General features: G+C 57.4%; 28 protein-coding genes, 2 pseudogenes and 1 riboswitch. Of the genes and pseudogenes, 10 read left to right on the top strand and 20 right to left on the bottom strand.

What is annotated here, in order from left to right; genetic code table 11:
- Nucleotides 1-46: 46 nt before the first annotated feature.
- A complete protein-coding gene (locus EH206_RS07900; protein WP_009112257.1) occupies nt 47-655 on the bottom strand; it encodes a LysE family translocator in 609 nt (202 codons plus the stop codon).
- 113 nt (nt 656-768) lie between these two features.
- Between EH206_RS07900 and EH206_RS07895 the strand changes: the two genes are divergently transcribed.
- Complete coding sequence (locus EH206_RS07895; protein WP_009112256.1) at nt 769-1659, top strand: LysR substrate-binding domain-containing protein; 891 nt, start codon at nt 769-771, stop codon at nt 1657-1659.
- Nucleotides 1660-1719: 60 nt separating this feature from the next.
- Here EH206_RS07895 and EH206_RS07890 read toward each other — a convergent pair whose 3' ends face one another.
- Genes EH206_RS07890 through EH206_RS07865 form a run of 6 tightly spaced genes read right to left on the bottom strand, consistent with a single transcriptional unit; the run spans nt 1720 to nt 7243 of the window.
- On the bottom strand, nt 1720-3234 hold the full coding sequence (locus EH206_RS07890) for an ABC transporter substrate-binding protein (RefSeq protein WP_009112255.1): 1515 nt from the start codon (nt 3232-3234) through the stop codon (nt 1720-1722).
- Between the two features lie 16 nt (nt 3235-3250).
- Entirely contained in the window at nt 3251-4249 is a 999-nt protein-coding gene (locus EH206_RS07885) for an ABC transporter ATP-binding protein (protein WP_009112254.1), read from the bottom strand.
- Complete coding sequence (locus EH206_RS07880; RefSeq protein WP_009112253.1) at nt 4239-5240, bottom strand: ABC transporter ATP-binding protein; 1002 nt, start codon at nt 5238-5240, stop codon at nt 4239-4241. Before EH206_RS07880 ends, EH206_RS07885 begins: the two co-directional genes overlap by 11 nt.
- Nucleotides 5237-6082 (bottom strand): ABC transporter permease, encoded by an 846-nt coding sequence (locus tag EH206_RS07875; RefSeq protein ID WP_009112252.1) that lies wholly within the window; start codon nt 6080-6082, stop codon nt 5237-5239. Before EH206_RS07875 ends, EH206_RS07880 begins: the two co-directional genes overlap by 4 nt.
- Nucleotides 6079-7017: an ABC transporter permease gene (locus tag EH206_RS07870; RefSeq protein WP_009112251.1), complete on the bottom strand. Its 939-nt coding sequence runs from the start codon at nt 7015-7017 to the stop codon at nt 6079-6081. The genes EH206_RS07875 and EH206_RS07870 overlap by 4 nt, the downstream gene beginning before the upstream one ends.
- 4 nt (nt 7018-7021) lie before the next feature.
- Entirely contained in the window at nt 7022-7243 is a 222-nt protein-coding gene (locus tag EH206_RS07865; RefSeq protein WP_009112250.1) for a hypothetical protein, read from the bottom strand.
- Between the two features lie 193 nt (nt 7244-7436).
- Here EH206_RS07865 and EH206_RS07860 point away from each other — a divergent pair, with 193 nt between their 5' ends.
- Together EH206_RS07860 and EH206_RS07855 are read left to right on the top strand one after the other, a co-directional pair.
- Entirely contained in the window at nt 7437-8192 is a 756-nt protein-coding gene (locus EH206_RS07860) for a LuxR family transcriptional regulator (RefSeq protein ID WP_009112249.1), read from the top strand.
- A gap of 78 nt (nt 8193-8270) precedes the next feature.
- Entirely contained in the window at nt 8271-9182 is a 912-nt protein-coding gene (locus tag EH206_RS07855) for a proline iminopeptidase-family hydrolase (RefSeq protein WP_009112248.1), read from the top strand.
- 72 nt (nt 9183-9254) lie between these two features.
- Here EH206_RS07855 and EH206_RS07850 read toward each other — a convergent pair whose 3' ends face one another.
- The 5 genes from EH206_RS07850 to dusC all read right to left on the bottom strand — a co-directional run bounded on the left by EH206_RS07850 (nt 9255) and on the right by dusC (nt 14410).
- On the bottom strand, nt 9255-9590 hold the full coding sequence (locus EH206_RS07850) for an FMN-binding protein (protein WP_009112247.1): 336 nt from the start codon (nt 9588-9590) through the stop codon (nt 9255-9257).
- Between the two features lie 140 nt (nt 9591-9730).
- The gene (locus tag EH206_RS07845; protein ID WP_009112246.1) at nt 9731-11140 is read right to left on the bottom strand and encodes a flavocytochrome c; all 1410 of its coding nucleotides are present in this window, start codon (nt 11138-11140) and stop codon (nt 9731-9733) included.
- Nucleotides 11141-11510: 370 nt separating this feature from the next.
- On the bottom strand, nt 11511-12050 hold the full coding sequence (cyaB, locus tag EH206_RS07840; RefSeq protein WP_009112245.1) for a class IV adenylate cyclase: 540 nt from the start codon (nt 12048-12050) through the stop codon (nt 11511-11513).
- Between the two features lie 368 nt (nt 12051-12418).
- Nucleotides 12419-13384 (bottom strand): homocysteine S-methyltransferase, encoded by a 966-nt coding sequence (mmuM, locus tag EH206_RS07835; RefSeq protein ID WP_009112243.1) that lies wholly within the window; start codon nt 13382-13384, stop codon nt 12419-12421.
- 93 nt (nt 13385-13477) lie between these two features.
- Nucleotides 13478-14410 carry a tRNA dihydrouridine(16) synthase DusC gene (gene dusC / locus EH206_RS07830; protein WP_009112242.1) on the bottom strand — a complete coding sequence of 311 codons (933 nt, stop codon included), beginning with the start codon at nt 14408-14410 and terminating at the stop codon, nt 13478-13480.
- 223 nt (nt 14411-14633) lie between these two features.
- Here dusC and EH206_RS07825 point away from each other — a divergent pair, with 223 nt between their 5' ends.
- Nucleotides 14634-15305, top strand: coding sequence for an epoxyqueuosine reductase QueH (locus tag EH206_RS07825; protein ID WP_040343755.1), 672 nt, complete (start codon nt 14634-14636; stop codon nt 15303-15305).
- Between the two features lie 15 nt (nt 15306-15320).
- On the opposite strand, the gene EH206_RS07820 is transcribed toward EH206_RS07825, so the two are convergent.
- Nucleotides 15321-16196 (bottom strand): helix-turn-helix domain-containing protein, encoded by an 876-nt coding sequence (locus tag EH206_RS07820; protein WP_009112240.1) that lies wholly within the window; start codon nt 16194-16196, stop codon nt 15321-15323.
- Between the two features lie 113 nt (nt 16197-16309).
- Here EH206_RS07820 and EH206_RS07815 point away from each other — a divergent pair, with 113 nt between their 5' ends.
- Nucleotides 16310-17209 (top strand): DMT family transporter, encoded by a 900-nt coding sequence (locus EH206_RS07815; RefSeq protein WP_009112239.1) that lies wholly within the window; start codon nt 16310-16312, stop codon nt 17207-17209.
- Between the two features lie 188 nt (nt 17210-17397).
- Here EH206_RS07815 and rhlE read toward each other — a convergent pair whose 3' ends face one another.
- A complete protein-coding gene (gene rhlE / locus EH206_RS07810) occupies nt 17398-18765 on the bottom strand; it encodes an ATP-dependent RNA helicase RhlE (protein ID WP_009112238.1) in 1368 nt (455 codons plus the stop codon).
- Nucleotides 18766-19095: 330 nt separating this feature from the next.
- Between rhlE and EH206_RS07805 the strand changes: the two genes are divergently transcribed.
- From EH206_RS07805 to EH206_RS07785, 5 genes and pseudogenes are all read left to right on the top strand, one after another.
- Nucleotides 19096-19809, top strand: coding sequence for a CerR family C-terminal domain-containing protein (locus EH206_RS07805; protein WP_136163960.1), 714 nt, complete (start codon nt 19096-19098; stop codon nt 19807-19809).
- 60 nt (nt 19810-19869) lie between these two features.
- Nucleotides 19870-20422 (top strand): annotated as a pseudogene (locus EH206_RS23540) (hypothetical protein); the annotation flags it as partial.
- A 9-nt stretch (nt 20423-20431) separates the two neighbouring features.
- Nucleotides 20432-21350 (top strand): annotated as a pseudogene (locus EH206_RS07795) (ABC transporter permease).
- A 124-nt stretch (nt 21351-21474) separates the two neighbouring features.
- The gene (locus EH206_RS07790) at nt 21475-21747 is read left to right on the top strand and encodes a type II toxin-antitoxin system Phd/YefM family antitoxin (RefSeq protein ID WP_009112236.1); all 273 of its coding nucleotides are present in this window, start codon (nt 21475-21477) and stop codon (nt 21745-21747) included.
- Entirely contained in the window at nt 21734-22081 is a 348-nt protein-coding gene (locus EH206_RS07785) for a type II toxin-antitoxin system RelE/ParE family toxin (RefSeq protein WP_009112235.1), read from the top strand. Before EH206_RS07790 ends, EH206_RS07785 begins: the two co-directional genes overlap by 14 nt.
- A 74-nt stretch (nt 22082-22155) precedes the next feature.
- Here EH206_RS07785 and EH206_RS07780 read toward each other — a convergent pair whose 3' ends face one another.
- From EH206_RS07780 to moaA, 6 genes are all read right to left on the bottom strand, one after another.
- Nucleotides 22156-22866 carry a Bax inhibitor-1/YccA family protein gene (locus tag EH206_RS07780; protein ID WP_009112234.1) on the bottom strand — a complete coding sequence of 237 codons (711 nt, stop codon included), beginning with the start codon at nt 22864-22866 and terminating at the stop codon, nt 22156-22158.
- A 219-nt stretch (nt 22867-23085) separates the two neighbouring features.
- Nucleotides 23086-23538, bottom strand: a complete 453-nt coding sequence (gene moaE / locus EH206_RS07775; protein WP_009112233.1) for a molybdopterin synthase catalytic subunit MoaE — start codon at nt 23536-23538, stop codon at nt 23086-23088.
- Between the two features lie 2 nt (nt 23539-23540).
- On the bottom strand, nt 23541-23786 hold the full coding sequence (gene moaD / locus EH206_RS07770) for a molybdopterin synthase sulfur carrier subunit (protein ID WP_009112232.1): 246 nt from the start codon (nt 23784-23786) through the stop codon (nt 23541-23543).
- A 6-nt stretch (nt 23787-23792) separates the two neighbouring features.
- Nucleotides 23793-24272, bottom strand: a complete 480-nt coding sequence (gene moaC, locus EH206_RS07765; RefSeq protein ID WP_009112231.1) for a cyclic pyranopterin monophosphate synthase MoaC — start codon at nt 24270-24272, stop codon at nt 23793-23795.
- A gap of 7 nt (nt 24273-24279) precedes the next feature.
- Nucleotides 24280-24792, bottom strand: a complete 513-nt coding sequence (moaB, locus tag EH206_RS07760; RefSeq protein ID WP_009112230.1) for a molybdenum cofactor biosynthesis protein B — start codon at nt 24790-24792, stop codon at nt 24280-24282.
- 34 nt (nt 24793-24826) lie between these two features.
- Nucleotides 24827-25816 (bottom strand): GTP 3',8-cyclase MoaA, encoded by a 990-nt coding sequence (gene moaA / locus EH206_RS07755; RefSeq protein WP_040343039.1) that lies wholly within the window; start codon nt 25814-25816, stop codon nt 24827-24829.
- Nucleotides 25805-25952, bottom strand: a riboswitch (molybdenum cofactor riboswitch). It overlaps the preceding gene by 12 nt.
- Nucleotides 25953-26216 lie beyond the last annotated feature (264 nt).

Below are 26216 nucleotides of genomic sequence, written 5' to 3'. Positions count from 1 at the left end.
ACATTCATTTACTCATGATAAAAACACCTGAGGCGCATAATACCGCTCAGCGCAGGATCATCATACCCGCCAGGATCATTAATCCGCTGCCGACCGTGCGGTTAATCCAGGCGTAACCGCGGTTGATTTTTTCCCGCAGCGCGGACGTGGTCAGGAATAAGGCCACCAAAGCGAACCAGGCAAAATGCGCCAGCGACATAAATGCGCCATAGCCCAGTTGATACAGCAACGGCGTTTGCGGGTTGACCAACTGCAAAAAAGTGCTTAATACAAACAGGGTGGTTTTCGGGTTTAACGCATTAGTAAAAAACCCCTGCCGGAAATAACGCCAGCCGCCGATCGTCTGAGTGGTTATCACGGCGTTGTCCCTACCCGGTCTGGTATCGGTAAACGTTTTATAGCCGAGATACAGCAGATAGGCCGCGCCAAGATATTTGATCAGCGTATAGAGTTGCGGCGTCTGGCTCATGATAGCCGCCACCCCCAACAGGGTATAGGCGACGTGCAGCAGTACGCCCACGGCAATGCCCGACGCCGTCAGTATGCCCGCCCTTCTTCCGCCGGTTAAACTGTTGCGCGTCACCATGGCGAAATCCGCCCCCGGACTGATTACCGCCAGACAGGTAATCGCCATCACCGCTAAAAACTCCACCATATCGTCCTTTATCCTCAGTCAGTTATGCATAATGCGGAGGTAAAGTAATAAGTGGAAACGGCGCGCAGGAAAATCGATAATAACTCACATCCACCTGTGACGAGCGTTCACCAATGACGAAAAAACTCCCGCCGCTCAATCTATTGCATACCTTTGACGTGGTGGGCAAACGCCTGAGCGTGACCGAAGCCGCGCGGGATTTGCACCTCACCCACGGCGCGATCAGTAAACAGATTAAAGCGCTGGAAGCTCATCTGGGTTTCCCTTTGATTGAACGCGACGGCAGAGGCATCCGACTGACGGCGCAAGGACGCGAACTGCACCCGGCGTGCAGCCGCGCCGTGGCGCTGGTTTCCGCCGCCATCGACAAACTCTCGTCGCAACCCGATGCGCCGCTGACGGTTTCCTGCGAGCCAACGCTGTGCATGCGCTTCCTTATTCCCCGCCTTCCGGCTTTTAAGCAGGCGCACCCGGACATCGATATTCATCTGCTGGCGGCCGGAGGCAATATCGACCTGGCGCAGAGCCGGGTCGATATGGCGCTGCGGCGGGATGATTTCGTCTTTGACGAGCACTATTTTTCACAGCGGATTATTGCGGAATATACCGCCCCCGTCTGTTCGATACGCCAGGAGCATAGTGAAAGGCTGAGCACCTATTTGCATACCGCATCGCGTCCCGACGCCTGGAAAATCTGGCAGGCGCAGGCGTCGTTGCCGCGGGACCATCAGGCTGTGCAGCATCGCTATTTTGAACATTTTTATCTGACGTTGCAGGCGGCCGAAAGCGGACTGGGCGTCGCCATCGCCTCGTTGTTTATGGTCGAACAGGAATTAACCGATGGCCGTCTGGCGACGCTGGCGCCATTTCAGCCGGACGGCAGTCAGTACATTCTTCTGTCGGCCCGCCCTATCGACGGCGATCGCCGCTATCAGGCATTCCGCGACTGGCTGATAGCGGAAATGGCGGACGTCGAGCGGCGTTTCAGCGGTCTGAAAACCTGAAATACAGGGAAAACCGGATAGCGTTCACCGCCTATCCGGTATCCCTCAGACGGCGATCTATCACTCTTTTACCGTGTCCTCCAGGAAGAAGCGCCCAAGCGGATTCTGATAAAACCCTTTGATATTCTTCCGGCTGACGTTGCGGTAGGGGCTGTAATAGAGATCGATCCAGTTAACGTCGGCCTTGGCCGTTTTCTGCAAATCGATATACATCTGTTCGCGTTTCTTCGGGTCCATCTCGACGCGGGCCGCCGCCACCAACGCTTTCACTTTGTCATTTCGGTAGTGGGTCATGTAGTTGTTATTGGCGTCATGCCCCAGCACAAAGGTGGTTTTCTGATCGGGGTCGAGGATATCGTTGGTCCAGTACATCACGGAGATATCGTATTCACCCGCCACCAGCATATCCCAGCTCTGGCTAGGATCGACCTTTTGCAACCTGACCGTTATCCCGGCCTGCGCCAATTGCTGTTGCAATAGGATAGCTATCTGCTCATCGACCTCGTCACCGGCGTTCACCACGTAGTCCAGCGAGAGTCCGCCGGCGCCGGCGTCCGCCAGCATCTTTTTCGCCTTTTCGGGATCGTAAGGGCGGCGCAGATTATCGCCATAGTGATAAAGCGCGCCGACCGGAACATAAGAATTCGCCACGCTGCCATAGCCGAACGTCACCGTCTTGACGATGGCATCCTTATCAATGGCGAAATCCAGCGCCTGACGCACTTCCGCTTTCGCCAGCGCGCCGCGGGCATGATTTATCAGCAGGTGATCTTCCCGCGTGGAGCGATCCAGTTCGACGGTCAGGTTAGGATCCTTCTGCAACGAGGCAATGCGTGAAAACGGCACCGACAGCGCGGCATCCAGTTCGCCGGCCTGCACTTTGAGCATCCGGGTATTGTCATCCGGCAGCGTCAGCCACTCCACGCCATCCAGACTGACGCTGTCGGCCTGCCAGAAGTGAGGGTTCTTCACCAGTACCACTTTCTCGCCGCGCGTCCATTGCTTGACGCTGAAGGCGCCGGAACCCACGGGTTTTTCCGCAAAGGCCTCTTCGCCTGCCGCCATCAACGCTTTCTCTGAAATAACCGACGCATTGGGCAGCGCCAGTTGCGACAGAAATGGCGCCGAAGGTGACTTCAGCGTGATCGTCAGCGTATGCGGATCGGTCGCTTCGGCTTTCTCGATAATACTGTAGGAATCGCGCCACAGCGACTCGCTGTTGTCACGGATACGCAGCAGGCTGAAGGCCGCATCGCCGGCGCTGACCGGCGTACCGTCGGAGAATTTGGCATCGCGGATTTTCAGGATGTATACCTTGCCATCGTCAGACACCGTCCAGCTTTCCGCCAGTCCGGGCTCCAGTTTGGTCCCGCTCCTATCCACCCGCACCAGCGGATCGAATACGTTGGAGAATACCCAGTTATCGGCGTTCTGCGCCGACTTGATCGGATCGAAAGTGGTGCTGTCCTCACGGCGGCCGATGGTCAGGATCCCCGCCGCCTGCGCCATTTCACCGACGGCGCTTAGCGCCAGCAGCAGCCCGGCAGCGGCAATATTATAATGTTTTTGCTTCATTTCGTTTTCCCTCAGTCTACGGATAAACCCAGACGCCATCACGCCGATTCAGCGTGCAGGCGAAGGCATGGTCGGCACAATGCCGCATTTCAGGCGCCGCGCCCTGACGGCACGACGGTAGAGCATAGGGGCAGCGGGGATGAAAAGCGCAGCCGGCCGGCAGCGCGACGGGACTCGGCGGCTCCCCCGGCAACGGATTGACGGGCAGCGGCCGTTCGGGGTCGATCTCAGGTATGGCCGCCACCAGCGCGGCGGTATAGGGGTGAAGCGGCAGGGTAAAGACGGCTTCGGTCGGCCCCTCCTCCACAATCCGCCCCAGATACATCACCGCCACCCGATCGCACAGGCGGCGCACAATCGCCAGATCGTGGGCGATAAACAAGACGGCCAGCCCCATTTTTTCGCGCAGATCCATCAGCAGATTGATAATCTGTCCCTGAATGGAAACATCCAGCGCCGCCACGCATTCATCGGCGACGATCAGCCGTGGCTCCAGCGCCAGCGCGCGCGCTATCCCCGCCCGCTGGCACTGACCGCCGCTTAGTCCCTGTGGACGCCGATCCGCCTGTTCAGGCCGCAACCCCACCAGCGTCAGCAGTTCGCTTACCCGTGCGGCCACGGCCGACGGCGGGACCTTTCGATGCACCCGCAAGACTTCGGCGATGCTCTCGCCGATGGTCTGGCGCGGATTCAGCGATGAGAACGGATCCTGAAAAATCATCGCCGTTTGTCGGCGCAGCCGGGCTATATCGCTTTTCAGACCGCCGGTAATCAGGTGCCCGTCAAAGCGCACCCGACCCGCGCTGGGCGTTTCCAGATGCAGGATCGCCCGTCCCAGCGTGCTCTTGCCGCTGCCGGACTCGCCGACCAGACCAAAGGTTTCCCCGGCATGGATATGCAAAGAGACGTGATTCACCGCCTGTAAACGGCGTTTTCGCAGGCCGAAGCCGCCGGAAACGGGGAACGTGACCGACAGGTCGTCAATATCCAGTAACGGGTGGGATTTACTGACCATTATTCCTCCCGTCGCATGCCTGCATGCCGGGCGGCAAGGGATGATGACAGGCAGCCCCGTGGGCGTGCGCCGTCTGCTGTGCCCGCATCGGCGGCTGCGTGAGGCGACAATCCCCTTGAGCGTACTGGCAACGCGGGTGAAAACGGCAGCCGGAGGGGAAACGCTCGGCAAGCGGCGGCTGCCCCGCAATGGTCCGCAGCCGCCCATAGCCTCCTTCGCTGACCGGCTGGCAGTCAATCAGTCCGCGGGTATACGGATGTAACGGCCCGGCCAGCAGCTGACGCTTATCACCGATTTCACATAACCGCCCGCCGTACATAACGGCGATGCGATCGCAGGTTTGCGCCACCACGCCCAGATCGTGGGTGATCAGGATAACCGCGATGCCCAGCCGATCGCGCAGTTCGTTCAGCAGGCGTAGGATCTGCATTTGGACGGTGACGTCCAGCGCCGTCGTCGGTTCATCGGCAATCAGCACGGCGGGTTCGCAGGCCAGCGCCACGGCGATCATCGCCCGCTGGCGCATGCCGCCGGAAAATTCATGGGGATAGTTATCCACCCGCCGCTGCGGATCGGCAATACCGACCTGGCGCAACAGCGCCACCGCCTGCCGTCGGGCTTCACGGCGACCGGCCGCAAAGTGCAGGCGGCGGCTCTCGGCGATCTGCTGACCGATGGTCATCACCGGATTGAGATGGCTGGCGGGGTTCTGGAAAATCATGCCGATTTGCCGTCCGCGCATGGCCGTCATCTGCCGTTCACTCAGCGTCAACAGCGACTTATCGCGCAGCAGGATATCGCCTCCGGCGATACGCAGCCCGTCGCCGGGCAGCAGCCGCATCAGCGCCCGGCAGGTAATGGTTTTACCGGATCCGCTTTCGCCCACCAGACCGAGAATCTCCCCCTGTTCGAGCGTCAGCGAGACACGATCGACCAGCGCGATGCCCTGCGGATTTTCAACGGTTAACTGCGACACAGTCAATAGCGTCATGGCCGTTCTCCCAGCTTGTCGCCCAGACCGTCAGCCAGCAGGCTGAAGCCCATCGCCAGCAGCACAATCGCCAGGCCGGGAAAGGCGGTGATCCACCAGGCGGTGGTAATAAAACTTTGTCCTTCCGCCACCATCACGCCCCACTCCGCCAGCGGCGGCTGAACTCCCAACCCCAGATAACTTACCGCGGCGCCGTTGAGCAGCACCAGTACGCAGTCGGACATGGCGAACACCACCGAGCCGGTCAGCGCATTGGGCAACAGGTGAATAAACAGGATCCGGGCATGGTTATAGCCCAGGCTGCGCGCTGCCAGCATAAAATCACGCTGCTTCAGCGTCAGGACCTGGGCGCGCACCAGTCGGGCATAGGAAACCCATCCCACCATCGCCATCGCGATATAAAAGCTGCTCAGGCCGGGGCCGAGAATGGCGATGATGGCCAGCATCAGCACCAGAAAGGGAAACGCCAGCACAATATCAATGCCGCGCATCACAACCGCATCCACCGTCCCGCCGATATAACCGGAGAGCGCGCCGATCGCCGTACCGATGACAAACGGGAAAATCACCCCCATTACGCAGATTTGCAGATCGACTCTGGCCCCCCAGATCACCCGCGAGAAGATATCGCGCCCGAAATTATCGGTGCCGAACAGATGAGGTAAGCCAGGCGGAAGCAGACTGGCCTCCAGATGTTGAGCAATCGGATCGTAAGGGGCAATCCACGGCGCCAGCAGCGCCAGCAATAGCCAACTCCCCAGTATCAGCACGCCTGCCGTCAGGGTATGCCGCTGCGGCAGCCAGCGGTAACGAACGCGATGGACGACCGAGGTCAGGCTCATTGTTTTACCCTCGGATCCAGCGCTACGGTGAGTAAATCCGCCAGCAGATTCACCGCCACCGTAGCCAGCGCGAATACCATGACCACGCCCTGCACCACCATATAGTCGCGGCTGAAAATAGCCTTTACCAACAGTTGCCCCATTCCCGGAATGGCGAACACGCTTTCGATCACCACCGTGCTGCCGATCAGCCAGCCGATATTGACCGCCAGCAGATTCACCGTGGGCACCAGCGAGTTAGGCAGAACATGGCGCCAGAAAATGCGCCGCTCGCTTTGCCCGCGGGCGCGGGCGGCGGTGACGTAATCATTTTTCAGCTCCATCAGCAGGCTGGCGCGCAGATTGCGGGTCAGCACGGCAGACAGCGCCAGCGCCACCGTCAGGCAGGGCAGCGCCAGATGATGCAGCCGCTCGGCCCAGTCATCGCCATAGCCGGAAACCGGGAACCAGCCCAGCGTAATGCTGAACAACAGGATCAGCATGATGCCGAGCCAAAAAGCGGGAAATCCCAGCCCGGCGGTGGAAAACAGCCGGATAAGCTGATCGGGCAGACGCCCGCGGCGGCGCGCCGCCGTTGCCGCCAGAGGCAGGGTAAGCAGCAGCGCCAGCAGCACGCTGCCCGTCACCAGATGTAGCGTAGGCTCGATCCGTGACAGGATCAGCTTCAGGGTATCGACGCGATAAACGATGGATCGGCCCATCTCGCCATGCAGCAGATTGCGCAGAAAATAGAGATATTGCAGCCATACCGGCTCATCAAGCGCGTATTGCGCGCGGATACGCGCCACGGCCTGCGGCGTGCTGCGCACGCCAAGCAAAATACGCACCGGATCGCCGGGAATAGCGCGCACCATCACGAAGGTGATCAGGCTGATGCCCAGCAGAACCGGAAGCAGCTGTAACGGACGCCAGAGCAGAAAACGATAGCGATGCATCGGTTTACCCTCTTTCGCCGTCACGCTGCTGGAGGAGTAAAGCGCGCCGCGACGCACTGTGATGGTGCAAATCCGGCGCGTTCGCCAGTTTGGCGCGCATTATCGCCAGACCGTTGCCGGGGATTGCGGCTTCGTCATTCAGACGCCGTTTACCCGCCTTATGATTGTCGCCACCCAGTGCCGCCTTAGCGGGGCGCTGCCTGTCAGCGTTGATTTCGTACCACATATCTCCTCCGGCCGATCGCGGTGAGGGTTATCATCCCTTTGTGCCTACGCTAACCGGCGCTAACGCAAAGGGGTAGTTAGTAAAAATACTAGGTTTGTCTCCATCGTGAGATGGCACTTTATTTGCATGATTGCGATCGGGATTTGCAGGATCCGTGCCCGAACGGAGGGGCCCCTGGCTGGCGGAGGCGAAGATGAAACGGGTAGTGAAAGAAAACGGCGCACGCCCGCAACAAGCGACGCTGGATGCGGCGTTCGAACGGTTGTACGGACAAACGTCCCGGCTCGGCTTTGACGCGCTGATTTATGACTACACCCCCGTACCGCGCTCGGTTGAGGGAGAGTTGATCACGCCATCAGTGCTGCAAATGCGCAATGTGCCTGAAGATATGCAGCTGCTGTGGTGCGAGAGCGGGTATTATCAGGTAGACCCGGTACAAATTTATGCGCTGGAAAGCTGCGCGCCTTTTATCTGGTCTTATCAACGCCCCGATAGCTCGTCATTGAGAAATATCATCGATGAGCGCCATTATCCGGTCACGCACTATATGCGCGATAACAATATGCCCTGCGGCGCCACGGTTCCGCTGCACCTGCCGCGCGGCGGGTTTGTCACCGTCACCGGCATCCACAGCGGCGCCGGGCACGAACGGGACATCGACCAGGTGCTGGCGGAGCTAAGCCTGCTGGCGCATACCTTTCAGGAACAGATTTACCCGTTATTCGACGATCGTGTCCTGACCTGTCAGCATATCCGCCTGAGCAAACGCGAGCGAGAATGTCTGGCATGGGCGGCGGAAGGGCTGACGGCCAAAGAGATTGCCCGTAAGCTTAACCGCTCTATCGCCACCGTCGCGCTGCACCTCAATTCCGCCGCCAGAAAGCTGGGGGCCAGCAATCGCGTACAGGCGGTGGTTCGCGCCCTGCACTACCGGTTGCTGGACAGCTAAACCTATCTTTTTTACTAGCTGTTTCCCCGCTCGCCGCCGTTTACCCTGAAATCATCCATGACCAACAGGGTAAACATCATGTACGACATCAAAGAAGGCTATGCGCCTTATCTTGAGTATCACACCTGGTATCGAATCTGCGGCGATCGTCATAATGGATTAACACCGCTGGTCATTGCCCACGGCGGGCCGGGCTGCACCCATGATTATGTCGACGCGTTTCGTGATATCGCGGAAAGCGGCCGGGCCGTAATCCACTACGACCAGTTGGGCAATGGCCGCTCAACGCACCTTGCGGATAAACCCGCCGATTTCTGGCAACCCGCCCTGTTTCTGGACGAACTGGATAACCTGTTGCGGCACCTTGGCATCGAGCGAAACTATGCTCTGCTGGGACAGTCCTGGGGAGGTATGCTAGGGGCGGAACACGCGGTGACGCGGCCTGCCGGGCTGAAGGCGCTGATTATCGCCAACTCGCCGGCATCGATGGCGCTGTGGTTGTCGGCAGCCGCCAGACTGCGCTGCGCATTACCTGACGACATTCAAAACGCGCTGCGACAGCATGAACAGGCCGGTACGCTCAACAGCGCTGCGTACCGAGCCGCCACCCAGGCGTTTTACCAACGCCACGTCTGCCGCCTCGATCCCTGGCCGGACGAGGTCAAACGCACCTTCGACGCCATGGACGCCGACCCGACCGTCTACCACGCGATGAACGGCCCGACGGAGTTCCATGTCATCGGCAGTATGAAAAACTGGAGCATCATTGATCGGTTGTCCGCAATCAACGTCCCCACGCTGCTGATCTCCGGACGCTATGACGAAGCGGCGCCGGAAGTTGTCGAACCGTTCGCAGAATATATTCGCGATGCCGAGTGGATTATCTTTGAACACTCCAGCCATATGCCGCACGTCGAGGAGCGCGCGGCCTGCATGGCGGCGGTACGCCATTTTCTGAACAGAAAACTGTCCGCCGGCGGCGGGCAATAACCTCCCCGGCAATAACTGTATGTAACGACCAGTCCGCAATAGCACGCCATCACGGACTGGTGAGAGAACATATTATTTTGCTTGCTCCAGAGCCTGCTTCACGGCGTTAATCACCCCCTCGCTGGACGCTGTGGCCCCCGTTACCGCATCCACCTGGTCAGGATCCTGTGTTTCAATCAGTTCAGGTATCACGTTATCAATAACGCCCATCATCAGCGCTTCGGTGTCTTCATGGCTGACCACCTCGGCGTTGGTGATTTTTCCTCCTTCAACAATTACGGAAACTTCGACTTCCCCCTCTTTGCCCGGCGCCTTACCCGTATAGGTGCCGTCTTTATACTCGGCGGCGGCGGCAAAAGAGAACGAAAGAGCCAACGTGGCCATCATGGCCGGAATCAATTTTTTCATAGCTTTCCCATAAGTTAATTACACATAAAAACGTCCATCAAACACGCGCGACTGACAGTAATGCTGTTGGTGAAACCAATATAACCACTCAACCATCCCGGACAATGCGTCAGGATGGTTTTTGCGATCAACGCCTCTGATTATTTACCTGCTTTAATCTCTTTCACCGCCTGATCGGCGCCGATGCGGCCGTAGGTGACGATATCCGCCAGCGAGTTGCCGCCCAGACGGTTGGCGCCATGCACCCCGCCGGCGGCTTCGCCCGCGGCGAACAGGTTGGGGATCACCTTGCCGTTCACATCCAGCACCTGGGCTCTGTTGTTGATCGCAATCCCGCCCATGGTGTGATGAATGCCCGGCGTGACTTCAATGGCGTAATATTTGCCGCTGTCGAGAGACAGCTTCAGGCTATCGCGGCCGAATTCGGCGTCTTTGCCATCTTTAACGTAGCCGCTGTAGGTGCTGACGGTCTGCGACAGCTGTTTGCCGTCGACGTTAATCGCTTTGGCCAATTCCTCAGCCGTATTCCCTTCGGCGACCAGTTTTTGCTTAAAGTAGGATTGAGTCGCCTGATTTTGCTTGACCAGCGCGTCATTAAAAATCAGATAGGCATGCGCGCCCGGCTGTTTCAGAATACTCTGCGACACCACGTCACGGGTGAGCAGTTCATTGATAAACCGCTTGCCGCTTTCATTCACCAGAATAGCGCCGTCGCCGCGCACCGCTTCAGTAATCAGGATACCTTTGCCCGGCACGGTGGAAGGATGGATCTGGATATATTCCATATCCACCAGTTTGGCGTTCAGCTTGGTCGCCATCTTGATGCCGTCGCCCTGAGAACCTGGCGCATTGGTGGTTTTAAACCCCACCAGCTTGGGATCATATTGTTTGATCATGTCAAAGTTGGCGCCAAAACCGCCCGAGGTGATTAACACTTTTTTGGCGTCGATGGTGAATTCCTTGCCATCTTTGCCTTTGGCTTTTACGCCGCTGACTTCACCCTTGTCATTTTTGACAATATCGGTCGCGGAGGTGCTGGTGCGCAGATCGATGTCCAGCGCTTTGACTTTTTTAATCAGCGCCACGGCAATAAAACTTCCCGCCGGCTCGCCGCCGGCGGGACGATGGGTGCGGTCGACGCGAGAGCCGCCGGTACGGGTCAGATCCGCCAGGTCGGCGCCGTTCTCTTTCAGGAAAATAACCGAGTCCCTGGCATGTTCCGTGAGGGTTTTAACCACTTCCGGGTTATTGATATTGCGCCCCCCTTTCATGGTGTCTTCATAGAAGGCTTCAGGGCTATCCTCAATGCCTCTGGCCTTTTGCAGATCCGTGCCGGCGGCGTTTAATCCGGCTTCCGCCCGGGCGGTATTGCCGCCGGCGAAAGGCATTTTCTCCAGCAATATGACTTTAGCGCCCTGATTATGCGCTTCGATGGCAGCCGACATACCAGCCCCGCCCGCGCCGATAATGACTAAATCCGTCGTTTCGCTGTGAACGGCCGCGGAAAAGGCTAATGCCAACGCACTCAATAATAGGAATTGTCTCTTCATAATAAATAAACCTATATTTTGTTATTTCCAATAAGGAATTACGATTACGAGACCGATGCTCATCATCCTGTACGGAAAAACCATCGCCCGTAACCACATGCAAAACGCATCAATTTAAATCCTACTCCGATTAGCATGCAAAAATTTTAACCTGATCATATATTTATAAATTTCTGAATTATATAATCAGGAAAAGTTATCAGCGGGATAATAGGGGAGGACACCTAATTTTTCGTTAGGCGTCCTTTTTACCAGATAGGAAGATAAGGCCGGCAATTGAGCGGCAGTAAGAATAGCTAAAATATATTTTTAATTTAACAGCCGAATAACACAAAAAAGACATAATTAATCAATTTATTACGACCTGGGACTAAAACCCCAATAATTGCCGATAAGAATGGTTTTCTATATTATCCATTGACAGCCCCAGGAGAATTGCACAGTCAAGACACTGTTCCCGCAGCGTATTCAGCTTCGCTTCATCATCCGTCATCACGGATATTTCGACAAAGTGGCCGAGCGACTCGATATAATCCAGCGTAATATGAAAAATACCCATGAAATAAACGCTACGAGTCTTATAGACTTCATGGATCGCGTTATATCCCAGCGTCTGCAACATGCTATCCGTCTTTTCGAACGATTCGACACTGACGGCCTCACAGCGTTGCGCCTCCGGTCCTTTGACAATCCACAGCTTAATCCCCGACGGGGCCATGCGCCGTAATAGCATACTGATGTTTTGTTGGTACAGGCTGTTTTGCGCACCGTCGTAATAAATATCATGCTCTTTATTCTCGAAAACAAAGGCCTCAGGATGATGGCTAAAGAGCGTATCGCGGAAAGCAGTGATATCCCGGATACGAAATTTCAGTTCAACTTCATATTTCCCCATAAAATGTTCAACCATGTTCTTTCTCCTTACAGAACCGTCCGTAAGCACTATGGAACGCCAGGCCCGACTTTATCCAAAGATGTCGGCACATTGAGGCGAATGCCCGCAAAATGCGCCGTCAGCCGTCCATAAACAGATCGTGCAGGTAACATAAAAGGCTCCGCCAGGCCAGTACCGGCAGTGGTCAATGGCATGTAGTCCGCAGCGCGGTATGCTCACCATTATATAGTAATCAAGATGGAAAAAACTGCTAGTGCTTTAGCTCGCGGAAGGGAACGGCGCCAGGATATTTATGGCATCAAAAGCCGTGAAATAGCGACGTCACAGGCTGGGCCGGCGCAATGCGCGCGCCGGCTTGTTCATATTGCCGACGGGGATCGGCGTCAATATCCATCATCATTATCCTTCCCTTGAGGTTGGCAGAATCGGGCGATTGCGGCGATATCCGCCGGCGTGGTCCGGCAACAGCCGCCGATCAGTTTTGCCCCCGCGGCCCGCCACTGCGGTAAATACTCCGCCAAAGAACAGGTATGGCCGTCGCCATCGCCCCAGGTTTTGGCGACCGCATCATAGTGCTCGCCCGAGTTCGGATATACCACCAGCGGCAGCGAAGTTTCCGCCGACAACTGCGCCAACGCCGCGGTCACCTTATTCAGCGCGATACAGTTGATGCCGACGGCCACCACCTGCGGATACGCGTTCAACAGCGTCAGCACCTCGCGCAAGGGGGTGCCGTCGCTCAGGTGCGCGCTGTCGCGCAGGGTAAAAGAGAACCATGCCGACGCCTGCGGGAACTCGGTCAGTAATTCCGCCAACGCCTTGATTTCAGGAAACGACGGCAGCGTTTCACAGGCAAGGATATCCACGCCGGCGTCAAGCAGCGTGGCCATCCGCACGCGGTGAAAATCCATCATTTCGCTCTGGGGCAACAAGTAATCGCCGCGATACTCCGAGCCATCCGCCAGATAGGCGCCATAGGGCCCTATCGATCCGGCAATCAGCAGTTTCCCGACCTGAGAATGGGTTTTACGGAAGTCGTCACGCGCCTGAACGGCAAGCCGCACGCTTTTTTCAATTAGCGCCTGCGACTGCCGTTCACTGAATCCCCGCGACTTAAAGCGCAGCGGCGTCGCCTGATAGCTGGCGGTGATGGCGCATTGGGCGCCGGCATGAAAATAGTCGAGATGAACCTGATAAATCAGCGCCGGATTTTCAACCAGCACCTTTGCCGACCAGAGCGGATCGTTCAAATCGCAGCCGCGCGCTTCCAGCTCCGTGGCCAGCGCGCCGTCCAGTACAATCGCCGGCGCCGTCGCCAGCATTTCAGCCACAGGATTATTCCGCAACATCGTAGACTCCCTTTGCAAATTTACGCATTTCAATCAGCTGCGTTACATAATAAGCGTCATCATACAGATTAAAGAAGGAGAGGCCGACGGGACTTATCTTGCGCAGATCGCCCGGGCGATATCGGCGGAGCTATTCAACGCCCGGATTTCGCCAAACAGCGCTGCGGCCTCGGTATACTCTTTACGCAAATAGCCCAGCCACTGTTTGATGCGGGCAACGTGATACATCCCGGTATCGCCCTGTTTTTCCAGCCGCACGTATTTTTGCAGCAGTTTCACCACATCGTCCCACGCCATCCGCGGTTGGTTATATTTTATCACCCGGCTCAGATTCGGTACGTTCAGCGCCCCGCGGCCAATCATAACCGCATCGCAGCCGGTGGCGGCCAGACACGCCTGCGCGCTCTGCCAGTCCCAGATTTCACCGTTGGCGATCACCGGGATGCGCAGCCGCCGGCGGATTTCGCCAATCGCCGCCCAGTTGATATATTCCGCTTTATACCCCTGCTCCTTGGTGCGGCCGTGCACCGCCAGTTCCGTCGCCCCGGCCTGCTGCACCGCATCGGCGATTTCAAACTGCCGATCGCCGGAATCCCACCCCAGGCGCACTTTCACCGTCACCGGAAAATGCGCCGGCACCGCGTCGCGCATGGCTTTCGCCCCCTGGTAAATCAGTTCGGGATCCTTTAACAGCGTGGCGCCGCCGCCGCTGCCGTTGACCAGTTTGGACGGGCAGCCGCAGTTCAGATCGACGCCATACGACCCCAGTTCGACGGCGCGCGCCGCGTTCTCCGCCAGCCATTGCGGATATTGCCCCAGCAGTTGCACGCGCACCGGCGTACCGGACGGCGTGCGGCTGGCATAACGTAGTTCCGGGCATAAACGATAGAAGGACTTGACCGGAAGGCGTTGATCCACCACCCGTAAAAACTCGGTGATGCACAAATCATAATCGTTGACTTCGGTCAGCAGCTCCCGCACCAACGAATCGAGAACCCCTTCCATCGGGGCAAGCAAAACACGCATAACGCTACTCGGTCAGCAAAAAAAGCACGCCATGGTACTGTTCATGGCAAGGTTAACGCAACGGGAAAGATAATGGGCGCGCCGCCGATCATTGCCGGCCGCGAAAGTATCGATTTCGCATCCGACATGGCTATAAATGTTGTCACGGCGTGTCTTATCATCAATAATTCGTTTCCTATATGTTACATCCATGTTCCCGGCGGACCACAACGAAATTATTGCCATGTCGAATGTCAAAACCTCGGACTTTCAACGTCCGATGCTCTCACTACCGGACGGCGCAGACAAGCTGCTGTTGCACTCCTGCTGCGCCCCCTGTTCGGGCGAAGTGATGGAAGCCATTACCGCCTCCGGCATCGAGTACACCATTTTCTTTTATAACCCTAATATTCATCCGCAACGCGAATACCTGATTCGCAAAGAGGAGAATATTCGCTTCGCCGAACAGCATAACGTGCCGTTTATTGACGCCGATTACGATACCGATAACTGGTTTGAACGGGCCAAAGGCATGGAGTGGGAGCCGGAACGGGGTATTCGCTGCACCATGTGTTTTGATATGCGCTTTGAACGCACGGCGCTATATGCGGCTGAAAACGGCTTCAGCGTCATCTCCAGTTCACTGGGCATTTCACGCTGGAAAAACATGCAGCAGATTAATGACTGCGGAAACAACGCGGCTAAAAAATACCCCGGCGTGGTCTATTGGGATTACAACTGGCGCAAAGGCGGCGGCTCCGCGCGGATGATAGAGATCAGCAAGCGCGAGCGTTTTTATCAGCAGGAATACTGCGGCTGTATCTATTCGCTGCGCGATTCCAATAAGCATCGAAAATCTCAGGGCCGCGACATTATCCGCATTGGGAAATTATATTACGGCGACGACCCGGAATAAGTTTACCTCCCGCCCTCAGCGCGACAGGCTGCGGCGCAGCGCGGAGGGCGTGATGCCGAACGCGCGTTTAAAACGGTGGCTAAGGTGGCTGGCGGAGCTGAAACCGCAGGCCAGGGCAATATCGGTTATCGATAGCGTGCCGCAGCGCAGCATCTCGTCCGCTTTCGCCAACCGCCGTTTCAGCACGTACTGGTGCGGCGCCATGCCTTCGCTCTGGCGAAACATGCGCGCAAAGTGAAATTCGCTCAATCCGGCCTCCGTCGCCAGCTCGGACAAGGTCAGCGGCGCGCCGATGCGGATTTCAATCCACTCTTTTACTCGGCGCAGCACCGCGGGCGCCAGCCCGCCCCGCACCTCCGGCAGCGTCCAGCGCAGCTGGGTGTATTGCCTGAGAATGTGGATCATCAGCAAGGTCGCCGCACTGCTCAACACCAGTTTATTGGCCGGAACGGACCAGTCGTTATTGAGCAGAAACTGGCGATACAGCAAGGCGATCTGCGTATCCTCACCGAAAATGCGCTCCTCGGTGCGAATCGACGCCGGACTGCGATCCCAGGTCTGTTCCGCCAACTGGCGGAAATGGCCATCGTCGCAGTAGAGGTGCGCGAAAGAGAGATCGCCGCGGATATCCCAAACGGAGACGCTCTGTTTCGGCATCAGACAGAAGCGATCGGGCCCGCCGCCGTTGTGCCAGCCATCCGGCGTTTTATGGTAACTCTCGTAGCCGTCGGCGACGTACAGACTGAGGGTGTGATGATCGCTGTTTTCCACCGTGACCATATCGTGGCGGTTAAACCAGGATGCCAGACGCACGCCGGAACCGAGCTCGACGGTATCCCGCAGCTCCGTTTTATGCTGTTGCAGCGTATCGAACACTTTATAGCGGCGCATTCGCCCTCCCGTTAAATAAACCGCAAGATTATGCTATTGAGCGCAATCCGCTGAAAGCCTGCTTCCGGGGAAAACCGCATACTGGCAGGTATACTAACCTCCGGAGTCCGCTTATGAACGTTTTTCTTTATCTTTCCGTGGTGCTGATCTGGGGCACCACCTGGATCGCCATCAGCTTGCAACAGGGCAGCGTGGCTGCCGAAGTCTCCATTTTCTGGCGATTTCTGATTTCGGCGGCGATTTTACTGGCATTTCTGGCGATCTCCCGCCGCCTTCGTTCGCTGACGCTTAAAGCCCATCTGCTGTGCATGGTGCAGGGACTCTGCGTATTCGGCATTAACTTTCTCTGTTTTTACCACGCCATCGCCTGGATTTCGAGTGGATTGGAATCGGTTATTTTTTCCATGGCGGTACTGTTCAACGCCTTTAACGGCCGGCTGTTTTTCGGCCAGCGCCTGACGCGCAATGTGATGCTCGCCGCGCCGCTGGGCCTCGCCGGCATCGTGGCGCTGTTCTGGCACGATCTGATGAATATGGAAGCTCAGCCGCATCTGCTGTGGGGCGTCGGGCTAAGCCTGTTCGGCACCTACTGTTTTTCGCTGGGCAATATGATCAGTTTTCAGCATCAGCGCCAGGGGCGCGACGTGATGACCACCAACGGCTGGGGGATGGGCTATGGCGCGCTGTGGATGGGGCTGTTCAGCCTGTTTCAGGGCTACGACTTTACGCTGGACGACTCACCGAGCTATCTGGCGTCGCTGGGCTATCTGGCGCTATTCGGCTCGGTAATTGGCTTCGGCGCCTATTTCAGTCTGGTGGGACGCATCGGCGCCAGCCAGGCCGCCTACGCCACGCTGCTGTTTCCGCTGGTTGCGCTGTCGGTATCGACGTTGTTCGAAGATTACCATTGGCAAACCAACGCCGTGCTGGGATTGGTGCTGATCCTGGCGGGTAACGCGGTGATGTTTTACCGGCCGCGCGGCGGCGCGGCGCAAACCGCACCGGCCAAATAAAGACAGGGAGCCGCAAGGCTCCCTGAGGTTGCTGACAAAGTCGCCTGTAAGTCGGCGATACCCGGGCCTACCGTACCGAGGGGCGCTCCGGCGGCTTACGCCGCTACGGCCCCTCGCCACGCTCTCCCTAATAACAGGCTTTGTCGATGGTCTGAGGGAGCCGCAAGTCTCCCTCAGATTGATAAGGCTTATTTCGCCGCCGGTTTGCCGCGATTTTGCGGACGCGGCGCGCGGCGCTGCTGTCCATCTCCGTTGCCTGCCCACGCGCTGGCGCCGTTGCCGCCGGACCTGCGCGGCTGACGGGGGCCGTCGGCGCGCTGGCGCTCGGATTGACCGCGCGGCGCACCGGTCTGACCGCGAGGCGCACCGCCGCGTCCGCCCTGGCGACCGTTGATAATCGGCTCGGCCTTGATCGACGGATCCGGCTCATAGCCCGACACGGCAATGCGCGGGATCTCGCGCTTAAGCAAACGCTCAATGTCGCGCAGCAGCTTGTGTTCGTCCACGCAGACCAGCGACAGGGCCTCCCCGGTGGACTCCGCGCGGCCGGTGCGGCCGATGCGGTGGACGTAATCTTCCGGCACGTTGGGCAGTTCATAGTTCACCACGTGCGGCAGTTGATCGATATCCAGACCGCGGGCGGCGATATCCGTCGCCACCAGCACGCGAATGCCGCCGTCCTTGAAGTTGGCCAGCGCCCGGGTACGCGCGCCCTGGCTTTTGTTGCCGTGAATGGCGGCGGCGGTGATGCCGTCTTTCTCCAGCAGCTCGGCCAGGTGATTAGCGCCGTGCTTGGTGCGGGTAAATACCAGCACCTGCTGCCAGTTATTTTCACCGATCAACTGGGATAGCAATTCCCGCTTGCGGCGCTTGTCGACAAAATGCACATGCTGGGTGACCAGCTCCGACGGCGCATTGCGGCGCACCACTTCAACCGACGCGGGGTTGGTCAACAGCTTGTTCGCCAGCGTCCTGATTTCATCCGAGAAGGTGGCGGAGAACAGCAGATTCTGACGTTTAACCGGCAGTTTCGCCAATACGCGGCGGATATCGTGAATAAAGCCCATATCCAGCATACGGTCCGCTTCATCCAGCACCAGAATTTCAATCTGCGACAGATCGACCGCATTCTGATGTTCCAGATCGAGCAAACGGCCCGGCGTGGCGACCAGAATATCGACGCCGCCGCGCAGCTTCATCATCTGCGGGTTGATGCTGACGCCGCCAAACACCACCAGAGAGCGCAAACGCAGGTATTTGCTGTATGCCTGCACGTTTTCATCGATCTGCGCCGCCAGTTCGCGGGTTGGCGTCAGGATCAGCGCCCGAACCGGACGACGGCCTTTCGCCGGCGGCGCGCCGCTGCTCAGCAGTTGCAGCAAAGGCAAGGTAAAGCCGGCGGTTTTGCCGGTGCCGGTTTGCGCGCTGGCCATCAGGTCGCGGCCGGCCAGCACCACGGGAATCGCCTGGCGCTGTACCGGCGTCGGTTCACGATAGCCCTGTTCTTCAACGGCACGCAGGATATCGGCGCTCAGGCCGAGAGAATCAAATGACATAATAGAGAACAACTCCAGATCCGCCCTGACCGGATAATAGCCGGTGTAGTTTTCAGAGGGATAATAAGACGGGTTTGCCGGGCCATCATCAACTCAACGATAGCGACGTAAGCAACAACCACGATGAACGGGCACAAACTACGGTGCATAACTGCCGACGATTGTATCAGAAATTCTGAAGATAAAGGAATATTTATCGGTGGATCGCTAAATTTGTTATTCACACCGATAGCGAGGGTTAAACATAATTTTTGCGATCTGCATCGATAAAAATACTAAAAACAGGCCTAAAGTTAATCATATGATTGATTAAATTTATCGAGTCGGCCTATGGTTCAGCAATCCTCCCCTTCCAGCCGCAGCGATCAAACGCGACAGCAGCTCATCAATGCCGCACTGGAAGTCTTCGGCGAATACGGCCCCCAGGCCGCGACCACCCGCGATATCGCCAATCGGGCCGGGCAGAATATCGCCGCCATCGCCTATCATTTTCAGTCAAAAGAGGGACTTTATCTGGCCGTTGCCGGCTGGATGGCCGATTATATTCAGTTGACCTACCGCCCCCTGGTGGCGGAAATCGATGCCTTTTTGCAACTTCCGCCGCAGTCGCAATCGTCGGAACAGCTTATGGAGTATATTCGCCGCGGCATCCTGACTTTCAGCCGTCTGATGACCCGCGCGGAAACGCTGAATCTGAGCCGGATCATGTCCCAGGAACAAATCTCCCCAACGGCAGCCTATCCTATTATCCATCAACAGGTTATCGACCCCATGCATCGGTTGTTGACGACGCTGGTCGCCCGCTATACCGGGATGGACCAGAATCATCCCAAGGTTATCGTTCATACCCATGCGCTGATCGGCGAGGCGCTATCTTTTCGCGTCGCCAGGGAAACCATTCTGCTGTGTGCGGGGTGGAAAGATATCGGCGATGAAGAAACGACGCTGATTCAGCAAGTTCTGATGGAACATCTGGAAATTCTCCTTAACGGACTGCGGGACAACCATACCCGGCAGATGAAGGAAAAATGGCGTGATGAATAAGAAAAAACCGGCTTTTGCTATTGTGATTATCGTCCTGATCGCGGCGGCTATTTATGGTAAGGCTATCGCCGCGAAGAGATCGAACAGGTGCGCTCTCAATTGATGCAAAGTCAGGCGGCCTATGATTACGCCAACAGCTTCTATCAGCGCCAGTTGGGTCTGTGGGCCAAACGCACGATTTCCGCCGATACGTTGGAAGATGCCAAAACCGCCCGTAATCAGGCGCTGGCGACCTTACAGGGGGCCAAAGACAAACTGAAACAGTATGAAAACGGCAACCGGCCGCAGGAGATCGCCGGCGCAGGCCGAACTGGATCTGCAAGATACCGAGTTGACCTCCCCGTCCGCCGGCGTCATCCTGACCAGGGCGGTGGAAACTGGCAGTATGCTCAGTTCAGGCGGTACGGTGTTTACCCTGTCGTTGCCCCATCCGGTCTGGGTGCGCGCCGTTTCCTACCTGATCCCGGCCCGTTATTTTGTCAGCACGCTGCAAACGCTGTTTCTGGCGGGCAATATCACCAGCGTACTGTTCATCAATCTGCTGTTTCTTATTGCCTCCGCCGTGGTATTCATCGGTCTCACCGCCTGGAAAACCCAGCGCAGACTGGACTAGGGAGCCAATATGTTTCATCGTTTATGGACACTCATCGTCAAGGAACTCCAGTCGCTGCTGCGTGAAACGCAAACGCGCGCCATTCTGATGCTGCCGGTGATCCTTCAGGTTGTCCTGTTCCCGTTCGCCGCAGTTTTCCCGCGATATTGCGCGCGGCGAAAGCGCGGCGCTCCAGATCATACTGGATGGGCGACACTCCAACAGCGCCCAGATCGCCGCCAACTATGTGCGCAAGATCGTCAGCGATTATCAGTTGGAATTGTTGGCCGACAGCCCGAAAAGCAACAACAGCGAGTTGGTGGTGCGTCACTGGTATAACCCGAATCTGGACTATAAATGGTTTGTGGTGCCGTCGCTGATAGCCTTGATCACCACCATCGGCGTGCTGATTGTCACCGCGCTGTCGGTTGCCCGCGAACGCGAACAGGGAACGCTGGAGCAACTACTGGTTTCCCCCTTGTCGACCTGGCAGATCTTTGTGGGTAAAGCGGTGCCGGCCCTTGTCGTCGCCATCGTCCAGGCCACCATTGTGCTGTTGGCCGGCATCTTCGCCTACCAGATCCCTTTTGCCGGTTCGCTGCTGCTGTTCTACCCCACCATCCTGATTTACGGCCTGTCGCTGGTGGGGTTCGGGCTGCTGATTTCATCGCTCTGCTCCACCCAGCAGCAGGCATTTATCGGCGTATTCGTGTTTCTAATGCCGGCGATCCTGCTGTCCGGCTATATCTCGCCGGTAGAAAACATGCCGCAGTGGCTACAGAACGCCACCTGGATTAATCCGATCCTCCACTTCACTGAAATCACCAAGCAGATCTACCTCAAGGATGCCGACTTCGCCATTATCTGGGGCAGCCTGTGGCCGCTATTTGTGATTACCGCCACTACCGGTTCGGCGGCTTACTGGATATTTCGGCGCAATATCGCCTGAAGACAATGGGGGTTTTATCCGCCGCCAATCGCGTTATCCATATTTGGTCCATATTTGGACAACCGCTCAGCCGTTGGTGTATTCTTGTCCATAGCCGCCCCGACCATTCAACCAGGAGTCTGATATGCCCCCAGCAACAGGTTTGCGCATCACCACGGTATCGGCATTCAAGAAAGAGCTGGCATCAATGGATGTCTCCGAACCCGTGATGGTCACCCAAAATGGCGAGCCTCTGTATGTCGTCCAGGATCCGCGCCAGTTTGAGATGCAGCAGGAGCAAATGGCGTTGATGCGCCTTTTATCCTTTGCGGAGAAGGATGTCAAAGCGGGCCGGACGGTATCATCCGCCGATCTTCTTGACGGTCTGCGGAGTCAGGTAAAGCGTGACGCCACATAAAATTCACTATACGCAGACCTTCAAGAATCAGCTGTACGATCGGTTCCACTATCTGACCAGGCATATCGGGCCGGAGGCATCGGCAGAGCTACTGGAAAGATTCATCGGCAATTTCGAAGCCCGTATCGCTGATTACCCGCAGAGTGCGCCAATCTGCGAAGAAACCGCGGATCTTGGGTTAACCCATTACCATGACTATGTGTATCCCAAGCTGCAACTGCGGGTGATTTATCGTATAGATGCGGCGAACGGCGTGGTTTTTGGGATGCTTTTTCTGAGTACCAGACAAAGCATCAGAGAGGCGCTGATACAGTATTGCCTGCGCAGAGAGTAAAGCGTCGGAGACTGATTGGGGATGGCATCCCCGGACGCCGCACGGTATCCGGGGAAGGAGGGGAAAAGCAGCACTCAGCGGCGGTTGCCGAAAATCCGCAGCAGCATCAGGAACAGGTTGATAAAGTCCAGATAGAGCGTCAGCGCGCCGACGATGGAGTATTTGCGGAAGTTATCCTTGTCGTCGACCGACAGCTGTTCGCCCAGGCGTTTCAGTTTCTGGGTGTCATACGCCGTCAGCCCGACGAACACCACCACCCCGATATAGGTCACCGCCCACATCAGCGCTTCGCTTTTCAGCCAGATATTCACCAGCGACGCCAGGATAATGCCGATCAGCGCCATAAACAGCATGCTGCCCAGGCCGGTTAAATCACGCTTGGTGGTATAACCGTACAGGCTCATGGCGCCGAACATCCCGGCGGTGATCACAAAGGTGCTGGCGATGGACTCGCCGGAGTACAAGATGAAAATGCTGGAAATGGTCAGCCCGGTCAGCGCCGAATAGAGCATAAACAGGCCGGTGGCCACTCCGCCGCTCAGGCGCTGCACCATGCCGGAAATCACGAATACCAGCCCCAGTTGGACGATGATCAGGCCAAAGAAGATAATCTGGCTGGAGAAAATAAAATTGAGCACCGCCGGCGTATTGGCGGCGTACCAAGACACAAACGCCGTCAGCAGCAACCCGCAGGTCATCCAGCCATAGACCTGCGCCATATAAGCCTGAAGGCCAGTCTGCGCGCGTTCAACAATCGAATCACCCGAACGAGGATACCTATCCATGACGCTACCTTTGTATTAAGTCATTTATATCCCTCATACTTCAAGTTGCAGATGCGTTGGCTACGCTCAGTCACCCGAATCACTTACTTGAGTAAGCTCATCGGGACTCCCTCCCTTGCCGCCTTCCTGCAACTCGAATTATTTTGGGTATATACCTAAGAGGCGTTACGCCTCACCTGCCTCTATCTTAACACATAACCGTTCATTCGGCCGAAACCGCTACCAGCGCCGGGCCGCCTGCTCGTCGCTGTCGCGCGCCTCCACCCAGCGCTCGCCATCCGGCGTGGCTTCGCGTTTCCAGAACGGCGCGCGGGTTTTCAGATAGTCCATAATAAACTGCGCGGCATCAAAGGCGTCGCCGCGGTGGGCGGCGCTGACGCCGACAAACACAATCTCGTCGCCGGGATAGAGCGCCCCGACCCGATGGATAACGCTAACGCGCGGCAGCGCCCAGCGCTCGCGCGCCTGGCCGACAATCTCCGCCAGCGCCTTTTCGGTCATGCCGGGGTAGTGCTCCAGGGTCAGCGCGCTAACGTCGCGCGCCTGATTATGATTGCGCACCTTGCCGGTAAAGGTCACCACCGCGCCGTCTTCATCGCACTGCGCCAGCCACTGATATTCATCGCCGACGTTGAAATGGGCTTCGCCTACGCGAATTCGCGTCTCGGTCATGATTATCCCCCCGTTACCGGCGGGAAAAAGGCCACCTCATCGCCGTCCCGCAGCGCATGTTGCGGCTCCGCCAGCGACTGGTTGACCGCCGCCAGCAGCCTGCCGGACTCCAGCGCCAGCGCCCAGCGGTCGCCCCTGGCGCTCAGCGCCTGACGCAGATCGTCCACCGTGGCGTACTCCGCCGCCAGAGTCAGACTATCGGTGTCGGTCAGTTCGCGCACCTGGGCGAAAAACAGCACCTTAATCATTATTCCTCATTCCTCCGCCCTGAAGTCGCCCGACTTGCCGCCGCTTTTCGCCAGCAGGCGCACCGGGCCGATGGTCATATCTTTCTGCACCGCCTTGCACATATCGTAAATGGTCAGCGCCGCCACCGACGCGGCGGTAAGCGCTTCCATCTCCACGCCGGTCTTGCCGGCGAGGCGACACAGCGTTTCAATGCGCACGCGGTTGTATTGCGGCTGCGCCTCCAGTTCAACCGCCACTTTACTCAGCAGCAGCGGATGGCACAGCGGGATCAGCTCCCAGGTGCGTTTCGCCGCCTGAATACCGGCGATACGCGCCGTGGCGAACACGTCGCCTTTATGGTGGCGGCCATCGATAATCATCGCCAGCGTGTGCGGCGCCATTTCGACAAAGGCTTCCGCCCGCGCTTCGCGCACGGTGTCGGCCTTGGCGGAAACGTCCACCATCATCGCCTCGCCGGCGGCATTGATATGGGTCAGTTGTGACATAGACAGGTTACTTTTTCAGATGGGGGTGGAAATTACAGGGCTTCTGGCGCGCATCCAACTGCTCCTGGATGATGCGCTCCCAGGCGGTATGACAGGCGCGGGTCGAGCCAGGCATGGCGAAAATCACCGTCTGATTCGCCAGCCCGGCGACCGCCCGCGACTGGATCGTGGCGGTGCCGATATCTTCATACGACAGCATACGGAACAGTTCGCCGAAACCTTCGATTTCCCGGTCGAATAGCACGCCGATCGCCTCCGGCACCAGGTCGCCGGCGGTAAATCCCGTTCCGCCGTTGATCAGGATCGCCTGAATCTCGTCGCTGGCGATCCAGGCGGATACCTGCGCCCTGATCTGGTAAAGATTTTCTCTGACGATCCTGCTGGCGACGATCTGGTGCCCGGCGGACTGCGCCGCTTCGCGCAGATAATCGCCCGACGTATCGTCGGCCGCGGTGCGCCGCTCGGATACGGTAAGCACCGCGATATTGAGAGGAATAAATTCGCTACTGACCTTACTCATGGCAAGCTCCTTACGGATAGGTTGAACGGCGGCGTCAGCCGCCGATAAACGACAGATTCTGCGTAATGCCGCTGTTGCCCTGATGCAGAAAATGGCTCTGTTTCTTGGTCGCCAGGCCGCCGGAAATACGCATTTTCAGCGCCGCGATCTGCTGGTCGTCGGCCAGCAGATCGCGCAGCGGAATGCCCTGATCGCCGAACAGGCAAAGATGCAGATTGCCGATGGCGGAAACGCGCAGGCGGTTGCAGCTCAGGCAGAAATCTTTCTCGTAGGGCATAATCAGCCCGATCTCCCCCTGATAATCGGGGTGGCTGAATACCCGCGCCGGACCATCGCTGCGCCCGCGCGCCTGTTCGAACCACCCCTGCCGCAGCAGCCGCCTGCGGATAACCTCGCCGGAAATATGGTGGCGGCGAAACAGCGCGCCGCCGTCGCCGGTTTCCATCAGTTCAATAAAGCGCAGCTGAATCGGACGCGCTCTGATCCACTCAAGAAAGGTTTGCAGGCTGCCGTCGTTGACGTCGCGCATCAGCACGGTATTGACCTTTACTTTGGCGAAACCGCAGGCGAACGCCGCGTCGATGCCGTCCATCACCTGACGGAATTTATCCTGCCCGGTAATGGCGTGGAACTGGCGGGCGTCGAGGCTGTCCACGCTGACGTTCAGCGCCGTCAGACCGGCTTCGCGCCAGCGGGCCACGTCGCGGGCCAGGCGGTAGCCGTTGGTGGTGACGGCCAGCGTGCGGATCGCCGGGTTTTCCCGGATGGCGGCGATAATATCGACGAAATCGCGGCGCAGCGAGGGTTCCCCGCCGGTGATACGGACTTTTTCCGTGCCTGATTCGGCGAACGCGCGGCTGACGCGGCGGATCTCGTCGAGGGAGAGAAAACGGTGCGGGTTGGCGCCATCGGGCTTATAGCCGTTCGGCAGACAGTAGGTGCAACGAAAGTTGCAGACATCGGTTACAGACAGGCGCAAATAGTAAAACTTGCGCGCAAACGCATCGGTCAGTTGACTCGCCATAAACACCTTTCCAAATACGGGAGATGCAGGCATTTCTACCTCGCACCCTGGTGACCGTTCCGGCCACGGCCGGGGCGCCATATCATGCGTCGTATACGCATCACTTAGGCGCCAGGGCTAGGAGTTTGATTCCGGTCTATTATTTGACTAACAGGGTCAGACAAGGCGGACGCGGAACCATGAATTTCATCAAAAGCTTACCGCCAATGGCGGCGCATAGTCACTTAAAAAAACGATGTATAATTTAATATATAACGGATTTTCAATACTTTATCCTGCATAGCATAAGTGGAAAATCAGCGGCGGACATTGTCTCAGCTCACAGCAGCACGATGATTTTTCGCCTTTTATAGCGAAATCGGCTACCTTACCGGCGGCAGTTACCGCCTCAGTTCAGCAA

This window comes from Brenneria nigrifluens DSM 30175 = ATCC 13028, from assembly GCF_005484965.1.
Taxonomy (GTDB): Bacteria; Pseudomonadota; Gammaproteobacteria; order Enterobacterales; family Enterobacteriaceae; genus Brenneria; species Brenneria nigrifluens.
The sequence above is the reverse complement of the archived record's forward strand: the minus strand, read 5'-3'. Positions and strand labels throughout refer to the sequence as shown.